This window comes from Mycobacterium sp. (assembly GCF_035314665.1).
In the GTDB taxonomy this organism is placed as follows: Bacteria; Actinomycetota; Actinomycetes; order Mycobacteriales; family Mycobacteriaceae; genus Mycobacterium.
On the sequence record NZ_DATFZD010000254.1, the window covers coordinates 1 to 14681 of the forward strand.

At 65.2% G+C, this 14681-nt stretch carries 12 protein-coding genes; 4 read left to right on the top strand and 8 right to left on the bottom strand.

Annotation, left to right across the window (positions count from 1 at the left end):
* A partial coding sequence (locus tag VKI00_RS18235) for a sensor histidine kinase (RefSeq protein WP_324439809.1) occupies window positions 1-391 on the top strand: 391 nt, incomplete at its 5' end.
* Window positions 392-446: 55 nt separating this feature from the next.
* Here VKI00_RS18235 and VKI00_RS18240 read toward each other — a convergent pair.
* From VKI00_RS18240 to VKI00_RS18265, 6 genes are all read right to left on the bottom strand, one after another.
* The gene (locus VKI00_RS18240; RefSeq protein ID WP_324439811.1) at window positions 447-5324 is read right to left on the bottom strand and encodes an AAA family ATPase; all 4878 of its coding nucleotides are present in this window, start codon (window positions 5322-5324) and stop codon (window positions 447-449) included.
* 185 nt (window positions 5325-5509) lie between these two features.
* Window positions 5510-6103: a carboxymuconolactone decarboxylase family protein gene (locus tag VKI00_RS18245; protein WP_324439813.1), complete on the bottom strand. Its 594-nt coding sequence runs from the start codon at window positions 6101-6103 to the stop codon at window positions 5510-5512.
* Between the two features lie 305 nt (window positions 6104-6408).
* On the bottom strand, window positions 6409-6693 hold the full coding sequence (locus VKI00_RS18250) for a WXG100 family type VII secretion target (protein WP_324439815.1): 285 nt from the start codon (window positions 6691-6693) through the stop codon (window positions 6409-6411).
* A 49-nt stretch (window positions 6694-6742) separates the two neighbouring features.
* On the bottom strand, window positions 6743-7039 hold the full coding sequence (locus tag VKI00_RS18255) for a WXG100 family type VII secretion target (protein WP_324439817.1): 297 nt from the start codon (window positions 7037-7039) through the stop codon (window positions 6743-6745).
* 16 nt (window positions 7040-7055) lie between these two features.
* A complete protein-coding gene (locus VKI00_RS18260; RefSeq protein ID WP_324439819.1) occupies window positions 7056-8309 on the bottom strand; it encodes a PPE family protein in 1254 nt (417 codons plus the stop codon).
* 15 nt (window positions 8310-8324) lie between these two features.
* Entirely contained in the window at window positions 8325-8624 is a 300-nt protein-coding gene (locus VKI00_RS18265) for a PE family protein (protein ID WP_324439821.1), read from the bottom strand.
* Window positions 8625-10105: 1481 nt separating this feature from the next.
* Here VKI00_RS18265 and VKI00_RS18270 point away from each other — a divergent pair.
* From VKI00_RS18270 to VKI00_RS18280, 3 genes are read left to right on the top strand one after another with little or no spacing between them, the layout of a single operon-like run.
* The gene (locus VKI00_RS18270; RefSeq protein WP_324439823.1) at window positions 10106-10852 is read left to right on the top strand and encodes a (Fe-S)-binding protein; all 747 of its coding nucleotides are present in this window, start codon (window positions 10106-10108) and stop codon (window positions 10850-10852) included.
* Window positions 10849-12285, top strand: coding sequence for a lactate utilization protein B (locus VKI00_RS18275; protein ID WP_324439825.1), 1437 nt, complete (start codon window positions 10849-10851; stop codon window positions 12283-12285). The genes VKI00_RS18270 and VKI00_RS18275 overlap by 4 nt, the downstream gene beginning before the upstream one ends.
* Window positions 12272-12862 (top strand): LutC/YkgG family protein, encoded by a 591-nt coding sequence (locus VKI00_RS18280; RefSeq protein ID WP_324439827.1) that lies wholly within the window; start codon window positions 12272-12274, stop codon window positions 12860-12862. Before VKI00_RS18275 ends, VKI00_RS18280 begins: the two co-directional genes overlap by 14 nt.
* Before the next feature lie 398 nt (window positions 12863-13260).
* Here the strand turns inward: VKI00_RS18280 and VKI00_RS18285 are convergent, their stop codons facing one another.
* Both VKI00_RS18285 and VKI00_RS18290 read right to left on the bottom strand, forming a co-directional pair.
* Window positions 13261-13857: a hypothetical protein gene (locus tag VKI00_RS18285; RefSeq protein WP_324439829.1), complete on the bottom strand. Its 597-nt coding sequence runs from the start codon at window positions 13855-13857 to the stop codon at window positions 13261-13263.
* Window positions 13858-13962: 105 nt separating this feature from the next.
* On the bottom strand, window positions 13963-14681 hold a 719-nt coding region (locus tag VKI00_RS18290), incomplete at its 5' end, for a hypothetical protein (protein WP_324439831.1).

Here is a 14681-nt window from a genome sequence, read left to right on the forward strand (position 1 = left end):
AGGTGGGCTGCGGGCGGCGTTCAAGACGCTGGCGCGCCGCTCACCGGTGCCCGTCAACCTCGACGTCGCGATCGAGCAACGGTTGCCCGACTCCGTTGAGGTCGCCGCCTACTACGTGGTCGCCGAGGCGCTCACCAACGCCGCCAAGCACGCTCACGCCTCCCAGGTTAAGGTGCGGGCACACGCCACCGACGAAAGCCTCAACCTTTTCATCTCGGACGACGGGGTCGGCGGGGCCGATTCGCGTAAGGGCTCCGGGCTCATCGGACTCAAAGACCGTATCGAGGTACTCGGCGGCCGGATACAGTTCGCCAGTCCTCCCGGAGGCGGGACAGCGCTTGACATCACCATCCCACGTGCAGCAAATCACAATGTGATCCCGGCCGTTTGACGCTGCCTGCGGTGCGGTGCTGACCTTTCCTCGTAGTCGCTAGTTCGGCCGTCGGCTAGTCGCAGGAGCCGGTACTCGCGGTGGCGAGCGGCAGCTCGACGCGCAGGCTGGTCCCGGCTCCGCGCGGGCTGTGCACATCGATGTGGCCGCCAAGCGCCTCCACGCGGTCTTTGAGGCCGAGCAGGCCGGTGCCACCCGCGAAGTCGGCCCCTCCGACGCCGTTGTCACAGATGTCGGCCCGCAGGACCGCGACGTCGGCTTCGACGGTCACCGTGACGGCCGAGGCGCGTGCGTGCTTGGCCGCGTTGGTCAGTGCCTCCGCGACGATGTAGTAAGCGCTGACCTCGACATGATCGGGCAGCCGCCCGTTGACGCGCACGTCGAGCTGGACTGGGATCGGCGAGCGGCTGGTCAGTGCGCGCAACGCCGGGGCGAGGCCACCTTTTGTCAGGATCGCTGGGTGTATGCCGCGCGAAATCTCGCGCAGCTCCTCGATCGCCTTGGTGGCCTGCGCAATGGCGCGGTCAAGCTGCGCCCGAAGCTGGCCCGCCTCTGGCGGCACGTCGGACTGCGCCATCCGAAGATGCATCGCCAGCGACACGAGCTGCTGTTGGGCGCCGTCGTGTAGGTCTCGTTCGATCTGACGGCGGGTGTGGTCGGCGGCGGCCACGATCCGCGCACGTGACGCGGCGAGCTGGGAATAAAGTTGGGCGTTGTCGAGCGAGACGGCGAGCTGGCCCGCGATCAGCTTCACGGCGTCGAGGCGCTCGTCGGTGAACGCCCCGCGGATCAGGCGATTCTCCAGGAGCACCACCGCGCGCAGCCGGCCGCGGCTGAGGATCGGCAGCGCCAGCAGCGAGCAGCGGTCGATGTCGGCGTAATAGGGGTCGCGGGCGAAGCGGTCATCAGTGGTGGCGTCGGCGGCGACCAGCGCTTCATGCATCCGCTCGACGTAGCGGAGCACCGACATCGGCACGGCACGAGCGTGACCGCTGCCGCTGAGGGCTACGGTGTCGCCCGCTGGTGCGGGCAGCAACCAGTCCTGGCGGTCCTCGCTCCACAGCATCAGCTGGACTGCGGTGGCGCCGGTCATCGCGGCGAGCACGTCGACGACGCGGGCGTGCAGCCCGTCGATGGTCGTTTCGGAGCTCAGCGCCTGCGACGCGGAAACGATCCCGAGCAGGTCGATGGTTCCGGTGGTGAGTATCGAAGCCTGCCGGCGCAGAGCTGCAGCTCGGTCGCCGGATTCGCCCGGCGCGTCGGCAGGCGGCCGCAGTACCGGATACGCCGAGTCAAGCTGGGCGACTTTGGCCGTTGCGCCCCAGGCCAGGTATTCCTGGCGGGCCTGGGCGAGAAGGTCAAAGCCGGCGTGTGTTAAGCCACGTGCCAGGGTGAAGCGCGCCGCGCGCTCGGTGATCAGCGCCCGATGCCACGGGCGCTGCCGGCCGGCCACTTCATCGCGGGCCGCCTCGAAGGCCAGCGCAGCCGCCCCGACATCACCGGCGGCCCAGGCCCGCTCGGCCTCCAGCAGGCGTAGCAGGTGCAGGAAATTCATGGGCGCTTCTTCGGCGCGAGCGCTCAGCCACCCGATCAGATCGTCCACCTCGGACAGCAGTCCGGGTCGTTCATCAGCTGCAGCGCCTCGGGCGTCGGCGGCCAGGGCCAGTCCGCGAAGCAGACGGGCCACCGCGGTCACGTAGTTGCCGAGGGCAAAAGGCAGCGCCTGCATCGCCGCGGCGGTGTGTCGTCTCAGGGTCGCCGGATCGTCGAAGATGGCGGCGGCGATCGCGTGGCTGAGGTATCCATAGAAGGGCACTGCTGGGTCGTCGGCGTCCCGGTCGATCGGCACCAACCCAGTTGATGCGACGGCGGTTTCGCCGCGCAGCGCATCTGCCAACCCCCGGTAGGCCTCCACCCACTGCCCCATCGGTTCGATGCCGACCCGCCGCACGAAGGCCAATGCCTTCTCCGCCTCGGCGACGTAGACATCGAGCGTGGGCACGAAATCCAGCCGCCCCCCGTAGGTGTGGGCCACGGTATAGCCGGCGGTGGCCAGGTCGCCGCCTTTGATCAGACCGTCGCGGGCCCGCTTTGCTTGTTGGACGCTGCTTTCCAGCGACTCGAACCAGCAACTGAAGTAAGACGACACGAACCGCGCCAATGAGGTCTCGGGCTCATAGCCGCGGGCTGCTGCAACGGTCATGATCCGACGCGACGCCCGGTGTGCGGCGCCGTAGTCGTCGCGCAGCGCGATCGCGGTGGCTGCCGAATAGCTTGCGGGCCCGACAATTCCACGGGCGGTGCCGTGGTCGAGCCAAATCTGCAGCGCCTCCAGGCTCAGCCACGCCTGTAGGAAGGTGTCGCCGGCGAAGGTCGCGGTCGGGAAGACCGCGCTGAACAGACAAGTCACGGCGAGTAGGGTCGCATCGGTGATTTCGGGCCGGGCCAGATCATCGGTCTCATCGGTGTGATCCAGCCACCGGTACAGATACTCGAAGTAGCGCTCGAGCATCTCCGGGAGCTGGTCAGGGGCCGGGACGGTCCAGCCCAGCTCGCGCAGCGCGTCCACGGCAAGCTCGATCGCCTCGGTGTAAAGCTTTCGATTGGTCAGGCTGCGCACCTGCACGCAGGTCGCGTCCACCCGCTGCAGCACAGTGGTGCTCAGCCGTTCGAGGATGCGGTAGTCCTCGTCGGCCTCCTCCAGCCGACCCAGACAGAACAGGGCGGTGAGGCGCCCGGTGTGCAGCTCGATCAGCGTGGCGGTATCGCCCGGGTTCGCAACCCGCAGTGCACCGGACAGGAGCGTTTGGACCTGGCTGTACTCGCCGATCAGCGTGGCCTGCTCGGCGGCGCGCCGCAGCAGCGCGACCACCTGAGACCGCTCCGCGGCGTCGGCGACCGCCTCAACCACCGGCAGGTACTGCTCGGCGGCGACGGCGAAGAGCTGAGGTTTGGCCGCCAACCGCCGCGCGAGTTCCAGTTGCACGCTGCGCCGCCGCTCGGGACCAACCTCGGCCAGGATGGCTTCGCGGATGCGGTCGTGATGGAACCTAACCGCGTCATTGGCCCCAGTCTCGGCTACCAAAACGCCCTGTTCGAGGGCGGGTGCTAAGAGCTGTTCCACCACGTCGAGCGACTCGGCGGTCGCGGCCGTCAGCACGCTCAGCTCGGCTCGCCCGCCCAGACAAGCCATCACCTCCAGCATTTCCCGCGACGACGTCGGCAGGGCCGCCAAACGTGCCATCGGAATTTCGGCCAACTCGGAGCGGGCCAAAAGAGAGCGCACGTCGGCCCCGTCCCAACGCCACCCGGTCGAGGTCGGGGCCAGGATGCCCTCGTGACGCAGCGCGTTGAGCAACTCCACCGTCTCGTAGGGGTTACCGCGCGTATGCGGCTCGATGAGCTCGGCCAACGCGCCGGCAGCAGCCTGGTCGACACGCAGGGTTTCGGCGACCAAGGCCGCCACGCTCGGCCTGGCCAAGTTCACCAGATGCAGGTGGGTCACGCCGGGCTGTTGCCGCCACCGCGACAGTGACGGCGCCAGCGGATGCGTCGGGTCCACCTCGTCGCGGTAGGCACCCACCAGCAGCAGGCCCTCGACTTGTTCGCTTAAAGCTAGGTCGATGACGCCGACGGAGGCGGGTCCCGCCCATTGCAGGTCGTCGACGAACACCACCACCGGCCGTTTCCGCGAAGCCACAGCCCGCAGCGTGTCCACCGCGCTGTGCTGCACCCGCACTTGGGCGGTCAGCGGATCGCCCGCCTCCGCGGGCACGCCCAGCAGCGCCGCGAACTCCGGCACCGCCGCAGCGGCCACGCCCGCGTTCGCCCCCAGTGCCGTCACGATGCGTTCCCGGAGCTCGACCAGCTCATCGTCGGGCTCGGCCAGCAACAGCCGACCCAAGGCGCGAAGCGCCTGAAAAATGCCGTCGAACTCCAGGTCCCGCCGGTACTGGTCGAACTTGCCGGCCACAAACCAGCCATCGTTACCGGTCACCACCGCACGCAGCTGATCCACCAACGCCGTTTTCCCTACCCCGGCTTCCCCACCGACCAGCACGCCGCGGCATCCACCCGTCAGCGCATCATCAAACGCCGCACTCAGTGCCACCACCTCGTCATCGCGCCCGATCAGCCGCGAGGGTGGCAGCAGCCGCGCGGGAAAATCTCGCCCGCCGACCGGCGGCGCAGCCGCCGTCGAGACACCGTGTTCGCGCAACTGCTGCAAGTCATAGACCAGGCCGTCGGCCGACTGGTAGCGGTCGTCGGGTTCCTTTTCCAACAGATGCATGATGATCGCCGACAGCATCTCCGGTACTGCCGCATTGATCTCGTCCGGCGGTACGGGCACCCGCGCCAAATGATCATGCGTAAGCCGCAATGGGTCCTGCGAGCCGAACGGCGGCTCACCGGTGGCCCACTCGTAGAGTGTTGCGCCCAACGCATACAAGTCAGCGCGCTGATCCACCGGCCGCCCGGTACGCCCGGTCTGCTCGGGCGCCAAATACGCCAGTGTGCCGACAATTTGGCTGTGGTGGGTGAACGCGGGACGGATCTCGGCCAGCGACGTCGCCAAGCCGAAACTCACCAGGGTGAGCGCTCCGCCGGACGAAATCAGCATGTTTGCCGGGCAGATGTCGCGGTGCAGCACGCCACGGCCATGCATGCCCGCCACCGCTTTGGCCAACCCCGCCGCCAAGCCGATCAGCTCGTCGATCTCGAGAGGCCTGACCGGCTGCGCCAGGCTCGCGTGGCCGGCGTCGGCCAGCGTGATCGACCCGGAGTAGCGCGGCTCATCCAACACCTGCGCCACGCCCACCACCCCGCGCAGCCGCTCAAGGATAGCCACCTCATGCTGCAGCCGGCGTGCGGCGTCCGGTCCCAGCGGCTCCTTAAGGATGACCGTGCGCCCAGATGAGAAAACCCGCGTCACGCGTATGCGTTCGTTCTCATGCACTATCTCGGCCCGAACGGGTAGATCCCGATCAGGCAAAACCGCGCCTTCGCCCATCTTCGACTACCTCACACACGGCCGAAACCCGCCTCTTACCTAACACCTATTCGCGCGCAATCGCGATAATTCCGCCGGACCATGGCTTTGGAAGAAGCCTCAAGCTTTCAGGACGGCGCGGGTATCTCGAACGCGTTGAGGATCGCGCACACCGTGTGATAGATGCCGGTGAGTACGACGGTTTCCATGACGCCGTCGGGCCCGAGCAACGCTTCTGCCTCGCGGTAGAGCGCCTCGTCGAGATGACGCTCAAGCGAAAGTGCACGGGCGACCCGGTGGGCTACCGTCTCTGCGTCCGTGAGATCCTTTGGCAGCCCACCGTCGGCCAGTGTTCGCACCGCGTCGTCGGATAGACCGACATGCCGGCCAACGGCGCAATGCGCGTAGAGCTCATAGGGGGCCTGCCAGACCGCCCCGACGGTCAAAATGATGACCTCCCTGCTACGTTTGCCCAGGGACGTGTCTTTCTGCTCGGCGACCGCAAGCTCGATGAAGGCCGACGAGATGGCCGGGGTCAGCAGGGCCGCATTGAAGGGTCCAATGAGTCGGCCTGTCTCGGTGCAGGCTTGGAAATCCGCATCCGCCGCCCACGGGACCGCCGCGTTCATGAGCCAGTCGAAGAGCTCTTTCTGTGCTGGATCCAGTGATTCGCGGTCGTAAAGCGGAAGGCGCCCGCCCAGGGCGCTGTGGTCAACCGACATGAGTCCTGTCCTAGCTTTCCATTTCGTGGGTTTCAACCCGTTATCTCGCCAAACCGTCGAAAGCCTTGCTTACTAACGGATCTCGTTGAACCAGTCCTCGGCAGCGTCATACGCATCGCGATGCCATCGCACTGAGTCGACGTTGGGCGCAACCTTTTCGACTCGTTAAGCGTTGTCATATCCGCGCTACCTAAAGGGATGCCGCGTTCAAACACGTGTGTCGTTAGCGCCAACCCGAATCTATATACCCGGCCAGCAGGCGCGGCACACCGCGAATGGTGATGTGCCGCAACGCTTGGCGGGTGTTAAGCCCAGCTGGAGCCGACGGCACTGTCGGTGTCGGCCATGTTGCTGCCGGCGGTCTGCACCTTGGCGCCATGAGCGTTGGCCTGCTCATAGATCACCTGGAAGTTGCGGCCCAACTCGGTGATGAACTGCTGACACGCCGTCGAGCCAGCGCCACCCCAAAAGTCGCCGGCTGCAAGAACATCGCGGATGATGGACTGGTGCTCGGCCTCCAGCGCTACCGCCTGCGCCCGAATCATGGCACCGTGGGCGTCGACGTCGCCGAACTGGTAATTGATCGTCATCTTCGATGTTTTCCTAACGTGTGAATGCTTGTGCAGCGGCCAGTTAGGGCTAGCTGCTGAGGATCTGCTGAGAGGCCGCTTCTTGCTGCTCGTAGTTGTTGGCGTCACGTATCAGCCCGTCGCGCACCCCGTGCAGCATGTTCACGATGTTGCGGAACGCCTGATTCATCTGGCCCATGGTGTCATACGACGTCGCTTGCGCGGTCCCGCTCCAGCCGGCACCGGCAATGTTTTGCGAGGACACCCACATCGTGCGGGCCTCGTCCTCCACCGTTTGGGCGTGCACATCGAATCGGCCTGCCATTGAACGCATTTGATCCGGATCGGTCACGAAATGTGTAGTCACTGGATAGCTCCTTAACTTAAATTGTCCAATGTGATGGAAGCACTGATGCCTGCGTTAGAGGTTGATCGAAGTTGTCGCCTTTCCCTTTTCCTCTCCCGTTAACCGGCCGGTGTCGGGAGCCAACCGTGCCGCGGCCGCCCATGGCCATGAGCGGCGCACCCCCGAATAGCGGCATCGGACCGAATAGGCCACTCGCCGGTACGGCACTGAGGCTGGTGCTCGGCAACGTCGCGGCGGCCAGGCGTATCTCAGGGGCCGTCGTGGCCCAGCTCGGCGGCACCGATAACCCACCGACCGTGGAGGCCTGGCCCATACCCGCCGAAAGCGCCGGCCCGCCTAGCGGTCCCGATGCCGATGACAGTGCTAGCGCACCCGGCAGGGCGGCAGCCGCAGGCGCAGCCGCGGAGGCTGCCGAGGAGGCGCCTACACCCATAGCACCAGAGCCCCAAGTACTGCCGATGATGCCCCCGTCTGCACCGAAGCCGAGCGTCGTCGCCACCGCCGTGGCGATGCCGGAAATCGCCGTGGCGATGTCGGTAATCGAAGGAAGTGTGGCGTTCGATGTCGCGCTCTCGATCGCTCCCAGCCCTGTTTGTGCTGTGGACGCGAGCGGCGATGCGAGTCCTTGGAGCGCTTGTGGCGCGGCGGACATCAGCTGGCCGGTCGACATGATCGCCTGCACGTGTCCGGCCGACGTGCCGACAGCCTGGCCGACCGCTACCGCCTGTCCGGCGAGCCCGCCCGGGTTGGTGGTCAGCTGCTGGGGGGTGAACGGCGTCAACGTCGAGGCGCTCGCCGAGGAAGCGGCATAGCCATACATGGCGACGGCGTCCTGGGCCCACATTTCGCCGTAGTGCGCCTCAGTGGCCGCGATCGCCGGGGTGTTCTGACCGAGGATGTTCGTCGCGACCAGCACCATCAGCAGAGCGCGGTTGGCCACGATCACCGGCGGCGGAACTGTCATCGCGAATGCCGTCGCATGCGCGGCCGCCGCGGCCTTGGCCTGGGTGCCGGCCTGCTCGGCCTGGGCCGCGGTGCTCATCAGCCACGCCACGTGGGATGCGGCGGCGGCCGCCATCGACGCCGACGCGGGGCCCAGCCACGGCCCGCTGGTCAGCCCCGCGATTACCGATCCATAGTCCGTCGCCGCGGAGTACAGTTCGGCAGCCAACCCGTCCCAGCCCGCGGCGGCGGCCAGCATCGACCCCGACCCGGGACCGGCATACATTCGCCCGGAGTTGACCTCCGGCGGCAAGATCCCGAAATCCATAGCTACACCGCTGCTTCAGCTGGCCGCGATCGCGTTGGCGGCCTCGGTGGCCGCATACGAACCGGCGCTGGTGCCCAGGGTGGTCGCAAACATCTGATGGATCGCCGCGGCCTGGGCGCTGACCGCCTGATACACCTGCGCGTGCAGGGCGAACTGCGCCGCTGTCAGCGCCGACACCTCATCGGCAGCCGCGGGAACCACCCCGGTGGTCGAGGCGGCCGCGGCTGCATTCTGGTTGCTGATCGCCGAGCCGATACCCTGCAAGTTGGCCGCTGCTTCTGTCAACATCTCCGGCTGTGTGGTCACGAATGACATGGATTTCCTCCTTAAGGCTTGCGCCTCAAGGGTTCCGCTGTAATCAATCCGTGTCGTCCCGGCTGGCGCCTAGTGATGTCCCCCGCGAGCCGGAATCTGTGCTTACTGGTCTGCACCCAGCAATGGTGCCGATTCACAACGGTTCAATCCCCCACCGCGTTACGGAAACCGACGGTCCGGGGTTCATGCAGCACAGTTGGGTGTCCGCCGCGCCCGAATGCAACGGCTTCCTTGGACCGGAAGTCGCTTCCGCGGCTGCACTTTCCGAAAGCATGCCTTAGCCCAACGCACTCCATGCCTAGGCGACGGATCAGGTTTGCGTCGCTGAATAAGGAGCCAGTTGAGTGATCGCCAGGGCGACGAATACATGGGGTTTGGTTGAAAACCACCGGATACGTTGCACGAAAGACTAGCGGTCAACGGTTTTGACTACTACAAAGACGGCAGCGGGCCGGGTGTCGGATTGGCCCCAGCGGTAAAAGACCTCACTTCACTGCGGTTGGGACGCGTATCGAGCAATACCGACATAACTACTCCTCGTCGTGCCTGCTGTCACGCTTTGGGGATGTCCCGTACGGACGCCGACGGCGCCGTAGTTGCGGATGAAGCGTTCCAGCAGTGGGCTTGGAGTGCTAGTCATTGCAGTGCTTCTGCTGCGCGTGCCGCTCGAGTGCAGCCTGACCGTCGTGCACCGCCCAACCGACAGCGATCAACACGATTATCTCTAGGAGCGCGGTTAACATTGCCGCTACCTGCCTTTCCTGGTTGTATCGCCGTCTGGGCTGGCGGCAGCAGCGGTACCGCGCTGCACAACAACGGTTTTCGCCGTCATATCGATGGGATCGATGATCGAAAGTGACCCCTCAGAGCCGGTGACACCGATTCGACCCGCACCGCGACCCCCAAAACTCCCGCCGACCGCTAGCGGTTCGGGGTGTCGTTCCGGTGGTGCAGTGGTTTCCATAACGTCAGCATCGCCGCCGATGGTCGAAATGTCCTCCATGCTGACGTCCGTTCATGGTTCCGGCCACCTTCAATTGGCCAGTTGCCGACCGCCCCCAGAGCGCCAATTTCAGCCAGTCGCCACCACGTGTCGGCTCGTGAAACCCGTTCTGGTGCAACAACTAACGCAGGCCGTTCTAACGCCGCCGTCGCACGATGGCGTTGCTCTATCAGCGTAGTGTTACCTAACGCAGTCCTCCGACGGATGCATGTCGAGATGGCATCGCGATGCAGAAGGTGTTGCGCCGACGGGATTCACTACACCGGGCCGCTTACTTAGGCGTATTCGTAGCCATTCACCGCAACCCGCCCTCTCGGCTGGCCTCGGCGCTGGATGGCTATTACCCGCTAGCACCCAATAGCCACATTGACGCTAGCGGTAGCAGCGCTTAGCCGGTAGCGCGGATGACTTCTCCATAGCATGCTGAATTGATGAGTCAACCGAAACGTTTCGAGCGATTTGCCAAGGAACAGCAGCCATGCGTGTGGGATTGATGGTTCCGTGCTACATCGACATGTTTTATCCCCAAGTCGGTAAGTCCACTCTGGGATTGCTGGAGCGACTCGGCGTGGAGGTCGATTACCCGTTCGATCAGACGTGCTGCGGACAGCCGATGGCCAACAGCGGAGCGCATAGGGAGGCCAAGGCCACCGAGGAGCTCTTTGTGCGCAATTTCGCCGAGTACGACTACATCGTGGCCTCGTCGGGGAGCTGCGTGCACCATATCCGGCACAAGTTCACCGCGGCCGACGACACTCCTGAGCGCCGGCACGTCAGTTCCCATGTGTGGGATCTGCCCGAATTCCTTTGCGATGTCCTCAAAGTCGAGGAATTTCCGTGGGCCCACTTTCCGCACACGGTCGCGCTGCACGTGAGCTGCTCGGCCATCCGCGGTCTTGGCGAGCAGGCGATGAGTGAACGGCCAAACGACCCGTGGTTTTCCAAACCGCGCAGCCTGTTGGAGAAGGTCGACGGTCTAACGATCGCCGATTTCGACCGCCATGACGAATGTTGCGGTTTCGGGGGCACCTTCGCGGTGACCGAGGAAGCGGTCTCGGCGGCGATGGGTAACGACAAGCTGCAGTACATGGCCGCCAGCGGCGCCCGCTACATCGTATCGGCCGACATGTCGTGCCTGATGCATCTGCAAGGCTGCGCGAGCCGCGATGGCGAGGACTTCCAGTTCGTGCACCTGGCCGAGATCTTGAACGGAGACGCGCAATGAAACCGGTCGATCAGGCCCGCAATGCCCTTGAGTTCCTCGAGGACGAGGCCCACGTGCGTGCGTTCGACACGCTGATCTGGGGTCTGCGGGTGCGCCGCGACGCCGCGGCGCGCGAGGTGCCCGAGTGGGAAGAACTGCGCACCCTGGCGTCGCAGATCAAAGAGCACACGTTGTCCCACCTGGCGCATTACCTGGAAATGTTCGAGGCCAGCGCGGTGCGCAACGGCGCGACAGTGCACTGGGCGCGTGATGCCCATGAGCACAACCAGATCGTTTACGACATCCTTAACTCGCGCGGGGCGAAGCACTTGGTGAAGTCGAAATCGATGCTCACCGAGGAATGCGAGATGCGACCGTTTTTGGAGCGCCGCGGCATCCAGGTCACCGAAACCGATCTGGGCGAACGTATCCAGCAGCTCGACGACCAGCCCCCGACTCATATCGTCGGGCCGGCGTTCCAGAAGACTCCCGAGCAGGTGGCCGAGCTGTTTCACCGGGTGTACGGCTCCGACCCGAGCAACGCCGACCCCGTGTATCTCGCCGGGGTCATGCGCGAGCACACCCGACCGCTGTTCCTGTCGGCCGACGCCGGCATGACCGGCGCGAACTTCGCGCTCGCGCAGACCGGGGCGATCGTGACTGTGACCAATGAGGGCAATGCGGAGCTGTCCGCCAACATCCCCAAGCTGCGGATCTGCTCGGTGGGCATCGAGAAAATCATTCCCGGTCCAGCCGAACTGGGCGTGTTCGTCCGGCTGCTCACCCGCAGCGCCACCGGCGAGCGCATCACTCAATACACCTCACACTTCGCCAAACCCCGCGAGCGCGGCGAGATGCATATCGTGCTGGTGGACAACGGTCGCTCGGCGCGGCTGGCCGACGAGCGGTTCCGGCCCTCGCTCAAGTGCATCCGCTGCGGGGCGTGCATGAACACCTGCCCGGTCTACCGGCGCAGCGGCGGGCTGAGCTACGGGGGCACCTACATGGGCCCGATCGGCATCATCACGATGCCGGCCGCCGACATCCGCCGCTACGGTGAGCTGCCGTTTGCCTCCACGATCAACGGCAGCTGCTCCAACGTTTGCCCGGTGCAGATCAACATCCATGAGCAGATCTACGAATGGCGGTCGCTGATGGACGACCACGGCCAGTTCTCCACCGTGAAGAAGGCCGCGATGAAGGTTGCCGGCAAGCTGCTGAGCCGACCGAGTGCCTATCGCGCCGCGACCGAGGGCGGTGCGCTTGCGCTGAAGGTGTTGCCGCACTTCGCGCTCTACAGCCAGCTCAACGCCTGGGGACGCCACCGCGACGTACCCGAGCCGCCGAAGGAAACCTTTCATCAGTGGTACGCGCGCACCCGCGGGCGCGACGGCGCCGCGACTTCCGCCGCGGACAGCACGGGATCGGAGGAGGCCGGCCATGTCGGCGCGTGAGGACATTCTGACCGCGGTGCGCGACCGCCTGCCTGCCGCAGTGGAGCTACCACGCGTTCCCGATTTCGTCTGTGGGACACATCATCTCGTTGAACTTTTCACCGCTGCTCTCGGGCGACTCGACGGCAAGGTGGTCACCGCGCCGCCTTCCGGGATCCAGTCCTGGCTAGCGAGGGCTTTCCCGGACGCCGACAGGATCTGTTCGGCAACCAACGAGGTGAGCGGGACCGTCGACCCGTCAGGGTTCTCTGACTGGGCCGCACCCGCCGACCTCGACGTCACGGTCGTGCGCACACCGCTGGGCGTCGCCGAAACCGGTTCCATCCTGCTCACCGAAAACGAGCTTGCGGTCACCACCGCTGCGGTGCTGGCCCAGCATCTGGTCGTACTGCTGGATCCCGGCGACATCGTGGAGACCATCCACATGGCCTATCGGCACCACGCCTTCGAGCTGGCCGCCTACGCGGTGCTGTTGTCGGGGCCATCCGGCTCCGCCGACATCGGTGGCGTCACGGTGCATCCCGCGCAGGGCGTCACCACCCTGACCGTGGTGTTGTCGCCGCGCACCGCCGACTAACGCGACACGGCCCGCTTAGCGGCGATTTAAATTTCCGGGAACAGAACATTGCTGGCGGCAGCATGAGAACGGGGCGTGCGAGCAGGTCGGCGCGCGCGTCGACCAGCCGTTCGGGCGGCACGGCGAAGTCCTCGGTGATCCGTGTCGTGCCGCGGGGGCAGGTCCTTGCCGACGGTGGTGACGAACGCTGCGCGTGCCTTGCAGTACATATGTTGATCGTCTTGGCGTCGCGGATGAACGTATTGGTCGCGGAGGCAACGGGCTCGACGAGCTCAAACCGGTCGACCACCTGGTGTAGTGCATCCGCGTAGGCGTCGAGGCCGGCATGGCCGGCGGCCCGGAATTCCATTAGCAGCGCGGTGACATTTTGCGGAATGTCGGTCTAGTCGCGCACTATGTCAGTTCAGAGCAAATCGCTTGGCTTCGATTGTTTCCCGCAGGACCCGTCGATGCCGTGACCACATCGGCACATACAACCTCAACTCCTGGCGTACCGCCTGTACCACATCTCGACGATTGATATTCACGTCCGCGTACTTCTTCAATCCGTCGCGTTCTTCTTCGGTCAAACTTTCGACCCACTTCTGAAACTGCTCTGGCCAGCCGACATCACTTTCGACTTCTCTTGACCACCCGGCTAATTGAACAGACTGTTGGTACATGTAGGCGATGGCGAGATCGGCAGTTTGGTAGCTACCCGTGAGCGCCAGCTCGCTAATCACGTGTTGCATGGCGTCGACTTTTTCGGTGAGTATCGGATCGCGATCGTCTGGAGGAAGCGCCTTGAGGACCTCCAAGTCCCTGCCTATTCTCAATGCTTGAGCGTAGAGCGTTTTCATCTCCTCGTAGTGGAAGCGCTTCTGCTCGGATCTGCGGTCGAGCGAACCGGTGCTGAACGCGATGATTCCCGCAAACAGGACAAATGCGCCGCCGAGGAGTGTGCCTTGTCCGGGGGTCACGTTGTGCCAGAGGTCGCTCCACCCGCTCATCTTCACCTGCCTAGCGCCTTGGCCGTCGGCCCATAATCATATTGAGTGGCACCGGCTGCATCGAGTGCCGTTCGCCGTCAGATCCGCTGTGAATCAAGCACTTCCGCTGGCTCAGAGGTCGGCAAGCGCGACGCCGGTGAGGCCCGGGCCGAGGTGCGCCAGTTCGGTGTCAAGGCCCGTGTCGAGGTTGACGTGGCGGATGCTGCCGCCGAGATCGCCGACGTAGAACTCGTACTCGGAGACGGCGGCGACGCCGATCGCCTCATGGTATCCGCGAGAGAGGATCTCGGGTGTGCCGACGCCCGGCTGCACCATCGCGCGGTTGAGCGTGTTGCCCTCCGGTTCGGCTCCCCGGTCGGTCCACACCAGCGTCGCACCGCCGAATAGGTGGAGATCGATGGGCTCGGGCAGGTCCTTCCACAGCAGCTCGATGTCGTCGCGGTGCTGGGCGCTGGTGCCCGGCCGGAGATCGAGGGATGCACGAAAGATCCTGCCCTCACCCGCTTTTGGTGCACCCTTCTGCGTCCAGTACAGCAGGCGCCGATCCAGATCCACGGCGATGCCGACACAGTGGTTGCTGGCCGCCTGCGCGGCCTCGTCACCAACCGCCGGCACCACCAGTGGACTCAGCTCACTACCGTCAAGGTTGCACGACAGCACCTGCATGCCCTCGCGATCGCACCAGTACAGCACGCCGGCCTCGAAGTCGGCGGCGAGCTGTTTGCCGGTCGTGAAGGTCCCGCGCGGCACGATCGTGACGCGATTGCTCCCGTCGAGATCGGCACGTTCTAGTGACCCGTTGCGGGCGTAGGCCTCTTCCGAACGTGGGC